Genomic DNA, 16,657 nt, shown 5'->3' on the forward strand with positions numbered 1-16,657 from the left:
AATTAAGATGACAAATGTAACTAGTTATAAAGAAATGCTGGCTAAACCTTGGGGAAAAATACAATATGAAATAACTTTTGCTCAATTAAGCCATATCAAAAATCAGAACGTTTTAGATTTTGGAGCTGGTTTTTGTCTCACCGAACAACATCTAGCAAAAGAAAACAATGTAACTGCTATTGAACCCAATCCTAAACTGCTTTACGATAATCAAAGTGACAATATTTATAAAATCCTAGGTTCCTACGAAGCATTAAGAGATTTGCCTGATCAAAGCTTTGATACTATTATTTGTCATAATGTTCTTGAATATATAGACAAACATAATCATCCTGCTTATTTTGACGAATTTTCTCGACTTCTAAAACCCAATGGAGAACTATCTCTCATCAAACATAATATAACCGGTAAAATATTACAATCAGTTATTTTTAGCAATGATACCTCCACTGCGATGGAACTCTTAACAGGAGAAGCAAACTTTAAAAGTGCCAGTTTTGACCAGGGAAATATTTATACCTTAGAAGAACTAAAACAAAATACAAATTTATTAGTTGAACGTTATCAGGGTATTCGTACCTTCTATTCATTACAACCAAACCATTTTAAAACTGAAACTGGTTGGCTAAACAAAATGCTTGCTATCGAGCTAAGTGTTGCTGACAAAGCTCCTTATAAAGATATTGCTTTTTTGCAACACATCACACTTAAAAAGTCATTGTAACTTCTTAAGTTTACAACTAAAAATCAACTTAGCTGAAGCTAAGTTGATTTTTACTAATTTTTCCAATGTTTATTGGCGTCGAAAGACTCTCCAACAATTACCTGATCAGATAATTCAATGATACCTCTGACTTGAGGAGCATTTGGAAGAGCTAACTCGCGAGCACTACATAACATTCCAAAGCTATCTTCTCCACGAAGTTTTCCTGGGAAAATAAGGCTACCATTTGGCATCATAGCTCCTGGAAGAGCTGCAACTGTTTTAAGACCTACTGAAGCATTAGGTGCCCCACAAACGATTTGGACCGTCTTCCCATCGTTGATTTCTGCTTGACAGATATGTAAATGGTCACTATCTGGATGATCAATCATTTCTTTAATTTGCGCCACAACAAATGTAGGTTCAATATTATTAACAAGAGAGTCTTCGAATCCTTCTTTCAGTAGTTCTGCATTAAGGATTTTAATATCTTGATCAGATAAAGTTATTTGACCTGCTCCCTCAATAACAATTAAACTTGACACTTCAAAGATATTCCAAGCAACTGTTTCTTTACTATCTTGCAGATAGACGCGTGCTACTTGTCCGCGACGATCAACATCTAGCTTAGCTCCTTGACTATCCTTAACAATAACCATTAAGGTATCACCAACATGCTCTCTATTATAAGTAAAAATCATTTATTCTCCTTTAAATTTTGCTATTTTCTGTCTTATTTATAGTTAATTTCAGCGAGAAATTTAGTAATTTCAGCCTTTGTTTTGCGATTCTTATTAACCAAACGACCCAGTTCCTGACCATTTTCCACAACAACGAAACTCGGAATCCCAAAAATATTCCACTGCTGAGCTAATTCTATATAGTCATCACGATTAACACGTACAAAGACAAAATCTGAGAAATCTTTTTCAATTGATGGCATTACTGGATATATAAATTGACAATCTGGACACCAATCTGCTGTAAAAAAGAAAACAACTTTCTTAGTGCTATCAATATAGGCTGCTATTTCTTCATAAGATTCTGGTAAAATCATTTGCTCACCTCCACATAATCAAGAACACCTTGACGATAAATGAATTCGAAAATTCTGCCATCTTCCAAGACAAGACCACCACTGGTCATTTTAATATCAGATTCAAATTCATTAAAATAAAATACCTGAATATCACCCATCTGACTAAAAAATTCTCTTAAGGTCTGAGTGATTTGCTGACGTTTATAATCTGTTACTTTTTTAGTTAGGGTATAACCAGCAGCTGCCAGTAAACCCACACCAGCAAGGCCAGTCCCAAATAAGATTTTTTTAATTTTCATAACTGTTATTATACCATACCCCCCGGAATTAGACACAGGAATTGATGGAAGAAATCCACATAACAGTTATGAAAAAAAACAACTTATTCCTTGTGGTATAATAGGATGACATTGTCTTAAGATACCATTATGGTTAATCATTCAAACAGAAAGAAAAAACATGAAAGAAAAATTATTAGTACCTGCTTTAAATTGTTTGCTAGGTCTACTCTTCCTAGGTGATCACTGGTTTTTATTTCGTCTTCAAAATGGAGAACTTTTTGCTATTGTGACGCTAATACTGCTTTGCACAACTTCATTTTTAATCAATAAGAATCACCCCAAAAATTTGACTTTAATTGCTATGGTTATCACTTTTTTAGCCGTATTATCTTTTCTATCTACCTTTTTATTAGCTTAAGCCGATAAACATTATCTCCGTTGTATTCAACCCAGTTTTCACTATAATAGGCTTTGTCAGTCATAACAGTCTTCCGGTAGTACTTGATATTCTTTTTGAAAGTCTTTATATTGACTGAAACCTGTTCTGTTCTTTATTTTTAATTAAAAGGTGCTAAAATAGTATTTGTAGAATTGAGGTAATTATGTCAGATTTATTTAACAAAATTAAAACCGTAACTGAGCTTGATGGGATTGCTGGCTATGAACACAATATCCGCAACTTCCTTCGTCAAGAAATAACTCCTTTAGTTGATCAAGTTGAGACAGACGGACTTGGTGGAATTTTTGGAGTTAAAAATACTCATGAGACTAATGCTCCTAAAGTCATGGTTGCTGCCCATATGGATGAAGTCGGCTTTATGGTTAGTCATATTCAGCCAGATGGAACATTTCGTGTACTTGAGGTTGGAGGATGGAATCCCCTAGTAGTCAGCTCACAACGCTTTACCCTCTACACACGTTCTGGTGATGCTATTCCTGTTATATCAGGCTCAGTTCCTCCTCACTTTCTTCGTGGACAAAGCGGTGGAACAACATTACCCAAAATTAGTGACATTGTTTTTGATGGAGGATTCACAGATAAAAATGAAGCTGAAAGCTTTGGCATTGCTCCTGGCGATATCATTGTTCCTAAATCTGAAACCATTTTAACTGCAAATCAAAAACATATTATGTCAAAAGCTTGGGATAATCGCTATGGTGTGCTTATGGTGACCGAATTGCTAAAAAGCTTAAAAGATCAAAGTCTTAGCAACACACTTATTGCTGGGGCAAATGTTCAAGAAGAAGTCGGACTTCGTGGCGCACATGTTTCAACAACTAAATTCAACCCAGATATCTTCTTAGCTGTCGATTGTTCCCCAGCTGGAGATATTTATGGGGAACAAGGCAAAATAGGAGAGGGAACCTTAATCCGTTTTTATGATCCCGGACATATCATGCTTAAAGATATGAGAGATTTCTTACTTACAACAGCTGAAGAAGCAGGTATAAAATACCAATATTATGCTGCAAATGGTGGTACCGATGCTGGGGCTGCTCACCTAAAAAATAGTGGTATTCCTTCTACAACTATCGGTGTCTGTGCACGCTACATTCATTCTCATCAAACACTCTACGCTATGGATGATTTTCTACAAGCACAAGCTTACCTTCAGGCCATCGTTAACAAATTAGACCGCTCGACGGTGGATATTATTAAAGGTTATTAAGATAGAAAGGATGGGAGTTTCATAAGGTAGACACATTTTAGTATCTCCTTTCATCCCCATATCAACATTATGAAAATTGGAATTATCGGCGTCGGAAAAATGGCCAGTGCAATTATTCAAGGCCTCAAACAAACCCAACATGACATTATCATATCCGGATCTTGCTTAGAGCGTTCAAAAGAAATTGCAGAAAGACTTGATGTTACTTACGCCGAATCTCATCAGTCATTAATCAATCAAGCTGATATTATCATGTTAGGTATTAAACCTCAACTATTTGAAAAGGTTCTTCTTCCACTTGATATCACAAAACCAATCATCTCAATGGCAGCAGGAATCTCCTTAGCGCGTTTAAGCCAATTAACTCGTTCTGATTTACCATTGATTCGTATTATGCCAAATATTAACGCACAAATACTTCAAAGTTGCACAGCTATTTGTTACAACAATCATGTATCAGATGAGTTACGACAATTAGCCAAAGAAATTACGGATAGTTTTGGAAGTAGCTTTGATATAGCAGAAACCAATTTTGATACCTTCACTGCTCTAGCAGGTTCTAGCCCTGCCTATATCTATCTATTTATAGAAGCCTTAGCTAAAGCAGGTGTAAAATATGGATTTCCAAAAGAACAAGCACTCTCTATTGTAGGACAGACTGTCTTAGCTTCTAGTCAAAACCTATTACAAGGACAAAATAGCACCTCTGACTTAATCGACAACATTTGTAGCCCAGGCGGAACTACTATTGCTGGCCTTTTAGACTTAGAAAAAAATGGTCTGACGCATAGTGTTATTTCTGCCATTGATGCTACTATTGAGAAAGCAAAAAAACTTTGAGCAAATTGCTCAAAGTTTTTTTAGTTATTCATCATTGTACTGATTAACACGCTATAAGCAAGAGCATTGTTAATAAAATGAATCATTATACTATATTCTAAGTGCTCAGTTTTATAATAAACAAAAGATAAAATAGCACCCATCCCAGCATAAATAATAAAACTACCTATATCAGAAGGGGAATGAATAAGAGCAAAAGCTAAAGTACCGATGACAAAACCCCATTTTTGATGTTTCGCAAAAAGTTCTTTAGGGATAATATAGCGAAATATAATTTCTTCCATAATAGGGGCACCAATTATGGCAAAAATTAACATCAAAGCTAGTGGAAGTTGCTTTGTTAATTCCATAATTACTGTTTGATTTGCTGTATCTTTAACCCCTTGCATAGTCATAATGAGGTAACCAATAATTTGTGGAACCCTCAATGATAACCAACCTAAGAGAATAGTAACTAATGCTTTCCTTGTCAATAATGCTTTCCATCTGATTATTTGTTTAACCTTGGCATAATAAAGGAAAAGAGCAATAATAAGTAATTCTAAGCCAATCAACAATATACTAGTAAAAGGCGTTTGATAGTGATTCTTTAGGAGCCACACAGCCAATATAGGAACAAGTTGATTAATAACTAAAAATGCTATTAGCAAAGCTAAAATTTTGCCTTTTCTAATAATAAATGACACAAAAACCTCCAAAATAAATTATTAACTTTTTTCTATCATAACATATTTTCAAATCTTATAGACTTATCTCACAATAACTTCTGTAAAATAAAGTAAATTAATAAATAACCATATAAAATAAAAGAGAGTATCAATAGCAAGAACTTTGCATAGGAAAAAGTTATACCAAACCAGACATTAATCAGACACAATACCACTAAAACAAGGACAGATAAAAGGAAAAGAAGTCGACAAGACATATTAGCAATAAATTGATTACGCTCATCAAAAACTTTGGTATAGTAATGTTGAAATCGCTTTTCACTAAATGTTATCACCAAAAAATAAAAACTTCCTGCAAATAAGGCAATACCTGAACCAAAGGAAAAACCTTTAGTAAAATTAGATTCAAAGGTATGTAGAAATGATGATACTATCATAATCAAACTACATACACTAAAAACAAAAGACAAAACTCTCATATATACTTTGTAATCCTTCGGAGATACTTTACTATTGGGTGACAATAATCCTTTTATTAACATAGAATACTACTTTCTAAAACTTCAATTTAATCATCAGCTATTATATCGTTTTCTTCAATGAAGCATAGCGATAAATAGCAAAAATAGACATCGCAATGCTAATACTAATAGTAATGATAAAAACATATTGCTGGTAAACGATTGGTGGACAAAAATCAATAGTCCACATCCTTGACATATTACAGATTAACTTTTAACCTTTTGTCTTTTGTGGACTGTATTTTTCCATTAAAATTCTATCCTCCTTCACTTTCTGTATAAATAAAAACTTCCTCAATTTGTTTATCAAAATAACGCGCTATCTTAAATGCTAGCTCCAAAGATGCCGTGTATTTCTCTTTTTCTAGAGAAATAATAGTTTGCCTAGTAACTCCAAGTGCAACTGCAAGTTCTGCTTGACTTAATTTCCTAGATTTTCGTAACTTTTGTAGAGAATTTTTCATATCTTACACCTTTTTTGTATAGTTAGCTTTACATTCATAGTATAGTTAACTATACATTTTTTGTCAAGTACATTTTACATATCTGTTCAAAAGACAAAAAAGTTGATAGTTAAACTATCAACTTTTCTGGTCTTATCAATTTTTTGATAACTTATTTAGCTTTAAGGCGCTCAACGTCACGCGCAATCATTAATTCTTCATCAGTAGGAATAACTAAAACCTTCACTTTTGAATCTGGTTTTGTGATATCTCCAAAATAACCAAAAACATTTTTTTCTGGATCAAGTTCAATGCCAAACCATGATAATCCTGCGATAACATCTTGACGCATTAATGGCGCATTTTCTCCCATACCTGCAGTAAAAATAATAGCATCCGCGCCATTTAATACTGCCAAGTATTGTCCAATAAATTTCTTAATACGGTCAATAAAGACATTATAGGCTAACACTGCATTTGGATCTTTACTTTGAAGACCTGCTTCAATATCTCGCATATCACTTGAAGTTCCTGATACTCCAAGCAATCCTGATTGTTTGTTAAGCATATTAACAACAGCTGCTGCATCTTCCAATTCTGGATCATTAGCTACAAGATAAGGGATAATCGCAGGATCAATGTCTCCTGAACGTGTTCCCATCATTGGTCCTGCAAGTGGTGTGAATCCCATTGATGTATCAATAGACTGTCCATGATAATTTGCTGTAATAGAAACACCATTACCCACATGTGCTGTGATTAATTTTAATTCTTCTAAAGGACGTCCTAATTGCTTAGCTGCTTCTTGTGCAACGTATTGGTGGCTTGTCCCGTGTGCACCGTATTTACGTACTTTATAATCAGTATAGTACTTTTGTGGGATTGGATATAAGTAGGTATGAGGTTGCATTGTTGTATGGAAGGCTGTATCAAATACACATACACTCGTGATATCTGGTAAGATTTCTCTAAACGCACGAATCCCTGCTGCAGCTGCTGGGTTGTGGAGTGGAGCTAAAGCTGATAATTCTTCAACCTGTTCTACAACTTTATCATCTACTAAAGCAGACTCTTTAAAATATTCACCACCAGCAACGACACGATGACCAACACCTGTAATTTCATTAAAGTCTTTGATAATACCATGTTTTGTTAGATCTTCTAAAAGAATTTTAACAGCTTGGGTATGATCTACGATATCTAAAATTTGTTCATCTTTTTTATCGTCAAATTTTACAGTCGAAATAGAATCTTTCAAACCAATACGTTCGATAATCCCTTTGGCAACTACTTTCTCCTCTGGCATTTCATATAATTGCCATTTCAAACTTGAACTTCCAGCATTAATTGCTATTGTTTTTGACATAATTTACCTCTCTAAAGCGTTTTCACAATCTCTATTTTATCATATTTTTTGAGTAATGACTATTTTCTCTGCTCCATTTTTGAAAATTTTCAATGAAGTTTGCCATATTCTCACGATTTTGCAAATCTGTCAGCGGATATACAAAGGTTTCTGGTTTTTGTTCTGCTTGCTTCTTGAGAACAAATATAGATTTCGCATTTTGACGACTTCCAAAAATAGTTTCTGGTAGAGTTAAAACGGCAATGACATCTGCATATCCTTTTAACCACTCCTTCAGCAAATCACTTTGTGGACTTGTTAAAAGGTTTTCGGGTGCTAAAAATATAGCGATTCCATCTTTTTTCAAATATTTAAGAGATTGCTCCATCAATAGATGGTGAGCATAGGTGTGCTCTTTAGAACTTGATACAGCATATCGTTTAGCAATACCATCATTAGGATAATAGCCAACTGGTAAATCACTAATGATTACATCGCTTTCTTTCAAAATTTGTGGTCTAACAGCATCCTCTTGGATAAATTGGGCACTAGAACCTATAATTTCAGCAATGCTTGCTGATAGATCAATCAAAAGATCATCAACTTCAATGCCCATATAATTTAACTCTTTCGAGCTGTTATTGAGGAGAGTCTGAGCTAAATTCCCAGTTCCACTTCCAATTTCCAAGACATCCACTGTCTCTTGACTCGTTAATTCTTCCAAAAGAAATAACAAGATAAAACCAATACTATCTGGCGTAAACTGATGATTAGCTTGTAATTGCTCTGTTTGCGCAGATTTGATAAAAATGAACTGGAAAGTGCGACGCCATTCTTCTTGACTTAAGTCAAGTTGACGTAATTTTTGGTTATTCACCACAACCATATCTAAATCACAACTTGAACCAAGGTAATAAGAGTTCTGTTCAATTAAGGCATCATAAATATGAGTTTTTAATTGGTTCTCAATCGTTTGGATATTTTCTAAAATCAGCTCATAGGCTGTCTCAATTTTTTCCAAATTCATGATTTCCTCCAGAATTTATCATAACAAAAAACACAGCATCTGAAAAGAGAAGCAAACAAAAATCCTGTTTTTAAGCAAAACCTTGTCTTACTAATATTTCATCACTGTATATTTTTAATGTTTATGGCTTGCTTTATTATCATTAGACTTGAGAGGTACTTGGAGAGTGTCTGTTTTACGATAAAACTTATGGTTATAGTTTCCTCCCTTATCCAATGTAACCTTAACTTGTAAATAGTTCCCTTCTTGGAGGTATGAAGCATATCCTCCTGTAAAATAACATTTTCCTGATATGGAGTCACCTTCTATTGTTTTATAAGCTAACTGCGCTGTTAAATAAGCTTTACTTGCTTCAATTTGGCTATGATACTGTCTTTCTGTTGCCAATATTCTTGCTAGATAAAACTGTAAGACGAGTGTAAATACAGCAGCCAATACAATAGCTTGCAAAAGGATGCCAGCTTTAAGTTTCTTCTTTAAAATCATAGTAAAATGTCCTTTTTAACCCGTCCTTAAAATAAAAAACAAGTTTTACCATACTTTTGGTCTGACTCATTTGACAATTGTCTAACCCATAAACCATTGGTTGATAACCTCGACCATCATAACCTGTCTTACGGAAATCATCTTTATTAGATTTGCCAAAGGTTACAATCTTATCTTGCTTACGTAAATAAAGTTTGTTCTGTCTTAAATATTCCAGATGAGCGCCTTCAAATTCTGCATTTAGTTGCTGAGTTAATAACACCCATTCAGACTGACTGGAAGAAGACATCACTACTATCTGTTGAGCCAACAATTTTGTCAGTCCTTGATAAACTAGTAAAGCTCCTGTGATTGTAACCAATGCTACCAAACATTTTAAAAGCGTAAATGCTTTAACCCTTAACTTTTGATACGTGCAAAATTTCCTTATTATCTTCAAAGAGCACAATTTTATTTTTACTTTCTTCAATACGAATATTAACACCATTTGCTTCTAATATTTTTTGATCAGTTTGCACAGCCATTCTAGCTAATATCAATACTTCTTGCTCATGTTGCCTTCTTGCAATATGGGATTGTTGACGATTTATTTCACTTATTACTAATCTTGTAATAGTAACTAAAATAGCTAATCCCACTAGGCTTTCCAGTAAAATATAGGCTCTAATTTTCTTTCTTACGATAATTACCACTTCCTATATATAATTGATACGTGACAGTTTTTCTATAACATTCAAATTGAATTTTTGCCAAGCTTGAATTCCCTCCATTAGTGTCAAATGCAAGTGTATCACTTTTGACTACTTTTACAGTTTTAGGTAAATAAAGTCTCTCATAAGTATTTTCGAGATAATTATGAGAGATTGTAAGGGTTTGTTTCTTCTGACCAAATGCACTCAATTTCTGAGTATCTCTATAAAGATGTTCAAAGGATATGAAGAAAATTGTTTCTTCAACCTGCCTAAAAATATTATTAAATGATGTTGAAAATACTAACGTCATAAATGCCACTACTGATAATACAATAAGGCTCTCCAAAACAGTAAATGCTTTAACTTGAAATTTTCTGAGAACCATTGGAACTGTCTTTATAATAATCTAAATAGGCTTTTTCTTGCTTTTCAGTAATATATCCTCCAGATTTTAGAGTGGATAAACTAGCTTTTCTACCTGTTTCTTGCAGTTCAAAAAGTTCGGCTTGACTTTCTACAACCTTGACAACAGCGGCATTTCCAGTTCTTGTGACACTTTCCTTTTGTTTTGATAAATTGGGTACAAACAATAACAACAAGACCGAAATAATGATCAAAACAACTAACATTTCTAAAAGTGTAAATGCTTTAACCTTCTTATCCTTACATTTTAACAATAAATTTTTCATGATAATATCTCCATATTTTGATACATTGGTAACAGCATTGCTGCATAAATCATAACAATGATAAGAGCTACAAAAATTAAAATAACGGGTTGGATTAACTGGGTCGCTCTAGCTAATTTTGTAAAAAAATCCTCCCACTTCTCATCAGCATATATATCTAACTCTGTTCCTAATTTCGCCTTAACTTGGCCATATTCAATCATTAAACTAAGCTCAGTTAAGAAAAACGGATAGTCTAATACTTTTTGGTGAAATGCTTTACCTGATAGAAAACCTTCTTCCATGTCATATCCTATTTCCCTAAAAAGTTTGGATTTCTGATTTTGCATTACTTTAACAATTTGGTCCAATTCAATACCTTGACTTAATAAATTTCCCCACTCACGGGCATAGTAAGCAGTTAAATAAAGCTTAACATATGATCCAACTAAGGGAATTGTTGTTAAAAAACAAGCTACTTTAATGCGCGACAATCGCTTTTGAATAATATAAAATATTAAACTAAAAATAAGTACAACTGCTAAAAGTAATAAGAAAATATTCGGCACATTTGTAATCAGTCTAGTTGCAAAATTATTTTCTCCTAATTGGGGCATTAAATAATTCCTAAGGCCAATCATAATTAGCACCAGAAAAGACAATAATATCAATGGGTAAGTAGCTACTTCTATTACTTTTTTTCTAACTAACAAAAGATTAGCTAAATAAGACTCAATCTTTAGTAGGCTCCTTGAAATGTTACCATGCAAATCAGCTAATGCAACCTGTGTGATAACAGTGTCAGAAAAACCTAACTCTCCTAACATTTTTGATAAATCTTTTCCCTCTAATAATGCCTTATTCATACTATCTGTATAACAATCAGACAATAACTTACTCCTCTTTAAGAAGGTGACCATATCAGTTAAAGAAAAACCACTAGCAAAAAGATTATTAAAAAGTTGGACTACTTTCCGTTGTTTCTTGAGGGATAATTTTTTCGACTTGTGCCTGTTTCTTACTGATATGTCCTTCTTCAGCCAAGATATCCACTTGTCTATTCCACTTGTCTGATGAGTGTTTTTTAAAATTACCTGTCTCAAAGTCAATTAGGCTTCCTCCTCCAATTAAACGTTGATATGCTATTAATTTTAGACTATTTTCTAACTCTTGATAGTTAACCCCTAATTCTATAAGCCTATCATAGACTCCGGGAATACTTTTAGCATGAATAGTAGAAAAAACCATCACTCCCGTTAAACTTGCACGAATAACAGCACGGGCCGTCGCTTGATCTCTAATCTCTCCGATAATTAAAATATCTGGACGATGCCGTAAAGACAGTTTGATTAAAGCATCATAAGTCATTCCAATATCCTCATTCAATTGGAGTTGTAACATCTTGTCATTCTTGATTTCTACCGGATCTTCAATCGTGATAATTTGCTTATTTTTAAATACTTCTGAAGCTAATTGATACATGAGAGTTGTTTTACCACTCCCCACAGGGCCGGAAAAAAGATATAGCCCTCTTATACCCAGTACTTCCTTCATTTGCTTTATATTATCAAACCAATATTTTAAGTCCTGATGACCTGAATACAAAATACGAATAACTAAAGATTCTTGACCACGATAATCTCCCACACTCGATAGTCGTAATGAAACCAGTCTTCCCTCTGACAGTTCATAGTCACAAGAACCTAATTGACTTCGTCTTTTTTCTCCAACGTTCATGCCTGCCACAAATTTAAAGTGACTAATAAGACTAGCCATCCTATTAAACTCAAAAACATCAATAAACCGCCTTTCATCATCAATACGCATATAGAGTTCATAACAATCACCTTTGGGAATGATATAAATATCTTGAGCATTTACTTCTACTGCCTGATGAATGACTTGCTTTGCTAATGATTGAACCATCCCGTAACCTCCTTAACCATATATTCGAAAATAAAATAAAAAAATCTCACCAATTGGTGAGATCTTTTCAATGATTTCTTGAGAGGTAGTAACATAAATATTATGAAGCAGAGGCTGAACAAACCTATTATATCCCCATAAAAACTATCTAACTTTTTTAAACTACTTTTAATTACAAATTTAAAGAACATGCCGATGGCAACTCAGCTATCTTATTAAATACTTCAAATCGCTCAATAGATTCTTCCTTAGGAATTTCTTGCCATTCTTTCAATAACATTAAGGAATGATACTGTTGGAGGTACTCATCACATTCTTCACACCAACGTTTTTCTTTTATACTCCAAAACGTTGCCAACAAACTAGACTTACTTTGAAAATAAGGCCACTTTTCCTGTCCCCTATCCCACTCCTCTTGAAAATAGAGCAAAGCTTCTGATAAGGTATCATACTCAGCAATTTCAGTAATATCTTCCTCCCAACCTTCAATAAACCACCATGGTTCCCAATCACCAAACATTTTTACAACTTGATACATAATACACTTCCTTTAGAGAGTATTATATAAAAAATAAGAATAAAATAAAAAATATCTGCTCATTCCAAATTCTTGTAAAAAAAGAACCTGAGTTAAACTCAAGTTCTTTTTGATTAATCTTCTGTTGTAGGTGTTGATACTTCCGTAACTTCTGCATCAACAGGAGTTCCTTCAATAATCTCAACTTCATTAACAGCAAGTGGTTCAATATTACGGTAACGAGCCATACCAGTACCCGCTGGAATGATTTTACCGATAATAACATTTTCTTTAAGACCAAGTAAGTGATCTTTCTTACCACGGATAGCAGCATCTGTAAGGACACGTGTTGTTTCTTGGAAGGATGCAGCTGATAAGAATGAATTAGTTTCAAGGGAAGCCTTAGTAATACCCATAAGGACAGGACGGCTTGTCGCAGGGATTCCACCAGAAATAACAATATCTTTGTTAGCATCTGTAAAGTCTGAAATATCCATAAGTGTACCTGGAAGAAGATCTGTATCTCCTGGATCCATGACACGAACTTTACGGAGCATTTGACGAACCATTACCTCAACGTGTTTATCTCCGATTTCTACCCCTTGGCTACGGTAAACTTTTTGTACTTCAGCAAGTAGGTACGTTTCAACAGATAAAGTATCACGAACTTCAAGGAGACGTTTTGGTTGGATAGATCCTTCAGTTAAGGCCGCACCACGAGCTACTTCATCACCAACTTCAACTTTCATACGTGCTGTAAATGGAACAACGTATTCTCCCTCACCTGTCTGACCTTTAACGAATACTTTCTTAGTACGTGTTGAAGAGTCTTCTTCAATTGCAACGACTTCACCCTTAACTTCAGTAATAACTGCCTCACCTTTAGGGTTACGTGCTTCAAAGATTTCTTGGATACGTGGGAGACCTTGTGTAATATCAGTATTTGAAGCAACACCACCGGTATGGAAGGTACGCATTGTAAGCTGTGTCCCTGGTTCACCGATAGATTGAGCTGCAATAGTACCAACTGCTTCACCAACCTCAACAGCATCACCTGTTGCCAAGTTAATACCGTAACAGTGACGACAAACACCATGGCGAGTGTTACATGTAAATACTGATCGGATAGTTACTTCCTCAACGCCCGCTTTAACAACTTTAGCAGCCATATCTTCAGTAATTAAGGTATCTGCACCAACGAGAATTTCACCTGTCTCAGGATGTTTGATTGACTTCTTAGTATAACGTCCTATCAAACGCTCTTCAAGTGTCTCAGTAACCTCTTTACCATCTGTAATTGCTGTGATTGTCAAACCGCGGTCTGTTCCACAGTCATCTTCACGAATAATAACATCTTGGGCAACGTCAACCAAACGACGAGTAAGGTAACCTGAGTCGGCTGTCTTAAGGGCCGTATCAGTCATACCTTTACGCGCACCGTGAGTTGAGAAGAACATTTCCAAAACACTAAGACCTTCACGGAAGTTTGATAAGATTGGCAATTCCATGATACGTCCGTTAGGAGCAGCCATCAAACCACGCATACCGGCAAGTTGTGAGAAGTTTGAGATGTTACCACGAGCTCCTGAGTCCATCATCATAACGATAGGGTTCTTTGGATCTTGTGTCTCAATAAGACGTTTTTCAAGTGCTTCTTTAGCTTCACGCCATGTTGTTGTAACAGCAACATAACGATCTTCTTCAGTCATCAAACCTCGACGGAAGGCTTTATTGATATCTTCAACTCTGTGGTGAGCTGCATCAATAATCTCAGCTTTATTGTCAATAACTGGGATATCAGCAATACCCACAGTCAAACCAGCAAGTGTTGAATGATAATATCCAAGGTCCTTCAAACGGTCAAGGAAAGCAGAAGTTTCTGTTGTACGGAAACGTTTAAAAGTTTCTGCGATAATATTACCAAGATTTTTCTTCTTAAAGGGAATATTAATCTCTAAGTTATCAATAACTGCTTGAATATCCTGACCTGGCTCTAAGAAGTATTTATCTGGAGTTTTTTCTGTCAAGTTTGCATTATTAGGTTCAATTAAGTACGGTAAATCTTCAGGCATGATATCGTTGAAGAGAATCTTACCAACTGTTGTAACCATGATTTTATGTTTTTGCTCTTCTGTCCAAGGCTTATTCGGCATTGAATCAACAGCGATACCAACACGTGTATGTAAATGAACATAACCATTTTGATATGCCATAACTGCTTCGTCATGATCTTTGAAAATCATGCCTTCACCTTCACGACCAGCATCTTCCATAGTCAGGTAGTAATTTCCTAAAACCATGTCCTGAGATGGTGTTACGACTGGCTTACCATCTTTAGGGTTAAGGATGTGCTCTGCAGCAAGCATCAAAAGACGAGCTTCTGCTTGGGCTTCTTCAGACAATGGAACGTGGATGGCCATTTGGTCTCCATCAAAGTCAGCATTGTAGGCCTCACATACAAGTGGGTGAAGACGAAGCGCCTTACCATCAATAAGGACAGGTTCAAACGCTTGGATACCTAATCTGTGAAGAGTAGGTGCACGGTTTAGAAGTACTGGGTGCTCTTTAATAACTTCTTCTAAGATGTCCCAAATACGCTCGTCCCCACGTTCAACCATACGTTTAGCTGCTTTAACGTTCCCTGCGAGGTCACGAGCAACGATTTCACGCATTACAAAAGGTTTGAAGAGCTCAATAGCCATTTCACGTGGTACACCACATTGGTACATTTTGAGTGTTGGACCAACAGCAATAACGGAACGTCCAGAGAAGTCAACACGTTTACCAAGCAAGTTTTGGCGGAAACGACCTTGTTTACCTTTAAGCATATGGCTTAATGATTTCAAAGGACGACTACCTGGTCCGGTAATTGGACGACCACGACGACCATTGTCGATAAGCGCATCAACAGCTTCTTGTAACATACGTTTTTCATTTTGAACGATGATGCCAGGAGCATTTAATTCCAACAAACGTGCCAAACGATTGTTACGGTTAATAACACGGCGGTAAAGGTCATTCAAGTCTGATGCCGCAAAACGACCACCATCTAATTGAACCATCGGACGAAGATCCGGTGGGATAACCGGTAAAATGTTAAGAACCATCCATTCTGGTTTATTTCCAGATTTTTTAAAGGCATCTAACACATCCAGACGACGAACTGCTTTCACACGTTTTTGACCTGTCGCTGATTTCAACTCCTCTTTAAGAACTGCGATTTCTGCATCTAAATCAACGCGTTTAAGAAGATCTTGAATGGCTTCAGCACCCATTTTAGCAACAAACGAACCGTAACCGTACTCTTGAAGTTTTTCACGGTATTCACGCTCAGTAAGGAGTGACTTCGGTTCTAATGGTGTGTCCATTGGATCGATAACAACATAAGCCGCAAAATAAATAACTTCTTCAAGTGCACGAGGACTCATATCCAATGTGAGCCCCATACGCGATGGGATACCTTTGAAATACCAGATATGAGATACTGGTGCTTTTAACTCGATATGTCCCATACGTTCGCGACGAACTTTTGCACGGGTTACTTCAACGCCACAACGGTCACAAATGATTCCTTTGTAACGAATACGTTTGTATTTTCCACACGCACATTCCCAATCTTTTGTTGGACCAAAAATAACTTCATCAAAAAGTCCTTCACGTTCTGGTTTCAATGTGCGGTAGTTGATTGTTTCAGGTTTTTTAACTTCACCATAAGACCATGAACGGACCTTACTTGGTGATGCTAATGTGATTTGCATACTTTTAAAACGATTTACGTCAACCACTAGTTTTACCTTTCTTCGATTTATCATCATACTAGCCCAGCTAGGA

Annotated in this window: 22 protein-coding genes; 4 read left to right on the forward strand and 18 right to left on the reverse strand. The window is 35.5% G+C overall.

From position 1 onward, the window contains the following. Nucleotides 1–7 precede the first annotated feature (7 nt). Nucleotides 8–724: a class I SAM-dependent methyltransferase gene (locus EGX70_RS06875; protein ID WP_000186185.1), complete on the forward strand. Its 717-nt coding sequence runs from the start codon at nt 8–10 to the stop codon at nt 722–724. Nucleotides 725–777: 53 nt separating this feature from the next. Here the strand turns inward: EGX70_RS06875 and ytpR are convergent, their stop codons facing one another. Genes ytpR through EGX70_RS06890 form a run of 3 tightly spaced genes read right to left on the reverse strand, consistent with a single transcriptional unit; the run spans nt 778 to nt 2,041 of the window. Then, a complete protein-coding gene (ytpR, locus tag EGX70_RS06880) occupies nt 778–1,404 on the reverse strand; it encodes a YtpR family tRNA-binding protein (RefSeq protein WP_000578328.1) in 627 nt (208 codons plus the stop codon). 32 nt (nt 1,405–1,436) lie between these two features. Continuing rightward, nucleotides 1,437–1,760, reverse strand: a complete 324-nt coding sequence (locus EGX70_RS06885; protein ID WP_000602781.1) for a thioredoxin family protein — start codon at nt 1,758–1,760, stop codon at nt 1,437–1,439. Next, on the reverse strand, nt 1,757–2,041 hold the full coding sequence (locus tag EGX70_RS06890) for a DUF4651 domain-containing protein (RefSeq protein ID WP_123948042.1): 285 nt from the start codon (nt 2,039–2,041) through the stop codon (nt 1,757–1,759). Before EGX70_RS06890 ends, EGX70_RS06885 begins: the two co-directional genes overlap by 4 nt. Nucleotides 2,042–2,201: 160 nt before the next feature. On the opposite strand from EGX70_RS06890, the gene EGX70_RS06895 reads away from it, so the two are divergent. From EGX70_RS06895 to proC, 3 genes are all read left to right on the forward strand, one after another. Next, on the forward strand, nt 2,202–2,441 hold the full coding sequence (locus EGX70_RS06895; RefSeq protein WP_000660180.1) for a hypothetical protein: 240 nt from the start codon (nt 2,202–2,204) through the stop codon (nt 2,439–2,441). A 184-nt stretch (nt 2,442–2,625) separates the two neighbouring features. Further along, entirely contained in the window at nt 2,626–3,693 is a 1,068-nt protein-coding gene (pepA, locus tag EGX70_RS06900; RefSeq protein WP_001281323.1) for a glutamyl aminopeptidase, read from the forward strand. 69 nt (nt 3,694–3,762) lie between these two features. Beyond that, a complete protein-coding gene (proC, locus tag EGX70_RS06905; protein WP_001865901.1) occupies nt 3,763–4,533 on the forward strand; it encodes a pyrroline-5-carboxylate reductase in 771 nt (256 codons plus the stop codon). Between the two features lie 20 nt (nt 4,534–4,553). Here the strand turns inward: proC and EGX70_RS06910 are convergent, their stop codons facing one another. The 15 genes from EGX70_RS06910 to rpoC all read right to left on the reverse strand — a co-directional run bounded on the left by EGX70_RS06910 (nt 4,554) and on the right by rpoC (nt 16,611). Further along, nucleotides 4,554–5,219, reverse strand: coding sequence for a CPBP family intramembrane glutamic endopeptidase (locus tag EGX70_RS06910; protein ID WP_000008113.1), 666 nt, complete (start codon nt 5,217–5,219; stop codon nt 4,554–4,556). Nucleotides 5,220–5,287: 68 nt separating this feature from the next. Further along, nucleotides 5,288–5,743, reverse strand: a complete 456-nt coding sequence (locus EGX70_RS06915) for a hypothetical protein (RefSeq protein WP_000905673.1) — start codon at nt 5,741–5,743, stop codon at nt 5,288–5,290. 40 nt (nt 5,744–5,783) lie between these two features. Then, nucleotides 5,784–5,921 carry a hypothetical protein gene (locus EGX70_RS06920; RefSeq protein WP_001865900.1) on the reverse strand — a complete coding sequence of 46 codons (138 nt, stop codon included), beginning with the start codon at nt 5,919–5,921 and terminating at the stop codon, nt 5,784–5,786. A gap of 58 nt (nt 5,922–5,979) precedes the next feature. Beyond that, entirely contained in the window at nt 5,980–6,186 is a 207-nt protein-coding gene (locus EGX70_RS06925) for a helix-turn-helix transcriptional regulator (RefSeq protein WP_000798241.1), read from the reverse strand. A 151-nt stretch (nt 6,187–6,337) separates the two neighbouring features. Continuing rightward, a complete protein-coding gene (locus tag EGX70_RS06930; protein WP_000047534.1) occupies nt 6,338–7,531 on the reverse strand; it encodes an acetate kinase in 1,194 nt (397 codons plus the stop codon). Between the two features lie 31 nt (nt 7,532–7,562). Further along, nucleotides 7,563–8,537, reverse strand: coding sequence for a class I SAM-dependent methyltransferase (locus EGX70_RS06935; RefSeq protein WP_123948044.1), 975 nt, complete (start codon nt 8,535–8,537; stop codon nt 7,563–7,565). Nucleotides 8,538–8,651: 114 nt separating this feature from the next. Next, a complete protein-coding gene (gene comGG, locus EGX70_RS06940) occupies nt 8,652–9,023 on the reverse strand; it encodes a competence type IV pilus minor pilin ComGG (RefSeq protein WP_000601104.1) in 372 nt (123 codons plus the stop codon). Then, entirely contained in the window at nt 9,001–9,462 is a 462-nt protein-coding gene (gene comGF / locus EGX70_RS06945; RefSeq protein ID WP_001878820.1) for a competence type IV pilus minor pilin ComGF, read from the reverse strand. The genes comGG and comGF overlap by 23 nt, the downstream gene beginning before the upstream one ends. Then, on the reverse strand, nt 9,416–9,715 hold the full coding sequence (gene comGE / locus EGX70_RS06950; RefSeq protein WP_000234804.1) for a competence type IV pilus minor pilin ComGE: 300 nt from the start codon (nt 9,713–9,715) through the stop codon (nt 9,416–9,418). The genes comGF and comGE overlap by 47 nt, the downstream gene beginning before the upstream one ends. Next, the gene (gene comGD, locus EGX70_RS06955) at nt 9,687–10,100 is read right to left on the reverse strand and encodes a competence type IV pilus minor pilin ComGD (protein ID WP_000244261.1); all 414 of its coding nucleotides are present in this window, start codon (nt 10,098–10,100) and stop codon (nt 9,687–9,689) included. The genes comGE and comGD overlap by 29 nt, the downstream gene beginning before the upstream one ends. Further along, a complete protein-coding gene (comGC, locus tag EGX70_RS06960) occupies nt 10,075–10,404 on the reverse strand; it encodes a competence type IV pilus major pilin ComGC (protein WP_000793380.1) in 330 nt (109 codons plus the stop codon). The genes comGD and comGC overlap by 26 nt, the downstream gene beginning before the upstream one ends. Then, nucleotides 10,401–11,444, reverse strand: a complete 1,044-nt coding sequence (gene comGB, locus EGX70_RS06965) for a competence type IV pilus assembly protein ComGB (RefSeq protein ID WP_301182249.1) — start codon at nt 11,442–11,444, stop codon at nt 10,401–10,403. Before comGB ends, comGC begins: the two co-directional genes overlap by 4 nt. Continuing rightward, on the reverse strand, nt 11,338–12,309 hold the full coding sequence (comGA, locus tag EGX70_RS06970) for a competence type IV pilus ATPase ComGA (protein ID WP_000250805.1): 972 nt from the start codon (nt 12,307–12,309) through the stop codon (nt 11,338–11,340). The genes comGB and comGA overlap by 107 nt, the downstream gene beginning before the upstream one ends. 172 nt (nt 12,310–12,481) lie before the next feature. Next, nucleotides 12,482–12,847 carry a DUF1033 family protein gene (locus tag EGX70_RS06980; protein ID WP_000285373.1) on the reverse strand — a complete coding sequence of 122 codons (366 nt, stop codon included), beginning with the start codon at nt 12,845–12,847 and terminating at the stop codon, nt 12,482–12,484. A 113-nt stretch (nt 12,848–12,960) separates the two neighbouring features. Further along, a complete protein-coding gene (gene rpoC / locus EGX70_RS06985) occupies nt 12,961–16,611 on the reverse strand; it encodes a DNA-directed RNA polymerase subunit beta' (RefSeq protein WP_000228729.1) in 3,651 nt (1,216 codons plus the stop codon). Between the last annotated feature and the right edge of the window lie 46 nt (nt 16,612–16,657).

The organism is Streptococcus sp. FDAARGOS_522, assembly GCF_003812445.1.
Taxonomy (GTDB): Bacteria; Bacillota; Bacilli; order Lactobacillales; family Streptococcaceae; genus Streptococcus; species Streptococcus agalactiae.

Coding starts and splice junctions, on each gene's coding strand:
- EGX70_RS06920 (WP_001865900.1), bottom strand. CDS start 5,921: ATGTCAAGGATGTGGACTATTGATTTTTGTCCACCAATCGTTTACCAG.
- EGX70_RS06875 (WP_000186185.1), top strand. CDS start 8: ATGACAAATGTAACTAGTTATAAAGAAATGCTGGCTAAACCTTGGGGA.
- comGC (WP_000793380.1), bottom strand. CDS start 10,404: ATGAAAAATTTATTGTTAAAATGTAAGGATAAGAAGGTTAAAGCATTT.
- EGX70_RS06885 (WP_000602781.1), bottom strand. CDS start 1,760: ATGATTTTACCAGAATCTTATGAAGAAATAGCAGCCTATATTGATAGC.
- EGX70_RS06890 (WP_123948042.1), bottom strand. CDS start 2,041: ATGAAAATTAAAAAAATCTTATTTGGGACTGGCCTTGCTGGTGTGGGT.
- comGG (WP_000601104.1), bottom strand. CDS start 9,023: ATGATTTTAAAGAAGAAACTTAAAGCTGGCATCCTTTTGCAAGCTATT.
- EGX70_RS06980 (WP_000285373.1), bottom strand. CDS start 12,847: ATGTATCAAGTTGTAAAAATGTTTGGTGATTGGGAACCATGGTGGTTT.
- ytpR (WP_000578328.1), bottom strand. CDS start 1,404: ATGATTTTTACTTATAATAGAGAGCATGTTGGTGATACCTTAATGGTT.
- EGX70_RS06930 (WP_000047534.1), bottom strand. CDS start 7,531: ATGTCAAAAACAATAGCAATTAATGCTGGAAGTTCAAGTTTGAAATGG.
- EGX70_RS06935 (WP_123948044.1), bottom strand. CDS start 8,537: ATGAATTTGGAAAAAATTGAGACAGCCTATGAGCTGATTTTAGAAAAT.
- pepA (WP_001281323.1), top strand. CDS start 2,626: ATGTCAGATTTATTTAACAAAATTAAAACCGTAACTGAGCTTGATGGG.
- EGX70_RS06895 (WP_000660180.1), top strand. CDS start 2,202: ATGAAAGAAAAATTATTAGTACCTGCTTTAAATTGTTTGCTAGGTCTA.
- EGX70_RS06925 (WP_000798241.1), bottom strand. CDS start 6,186: ATGAAAAATTCTCTACAAAAGTTACGAAAATCTAGGAAATTAAGTCAA.
- comGA (WP_000250805.1), bottom strand. CDS start 12,309: ATGGTTCAATCATTAGCAAAGCAAGTCATTCATCAGGCAGTAGAAGTA.
- comGD (WP_000244261.1), bottom strand. CDS start 10,100: ATGGTTCTCAGAAAATTTCAAGTTAAAGCATTTACTGTTTTGGAGAGC.
- EGX70_RS06915 (WP_000905673.1), bottom strand. CDS start 5,743: ATGTTAATAAAAGGATTATTGTCACCCAATAGTAAAGTATCTCCGAAG.
- proC (WP_001865901.1), top strand. CDS start 3,763: ATGAAAATTGGAATTATCGGCGTCGGAAAAATGGCCAGTGCAATTATT.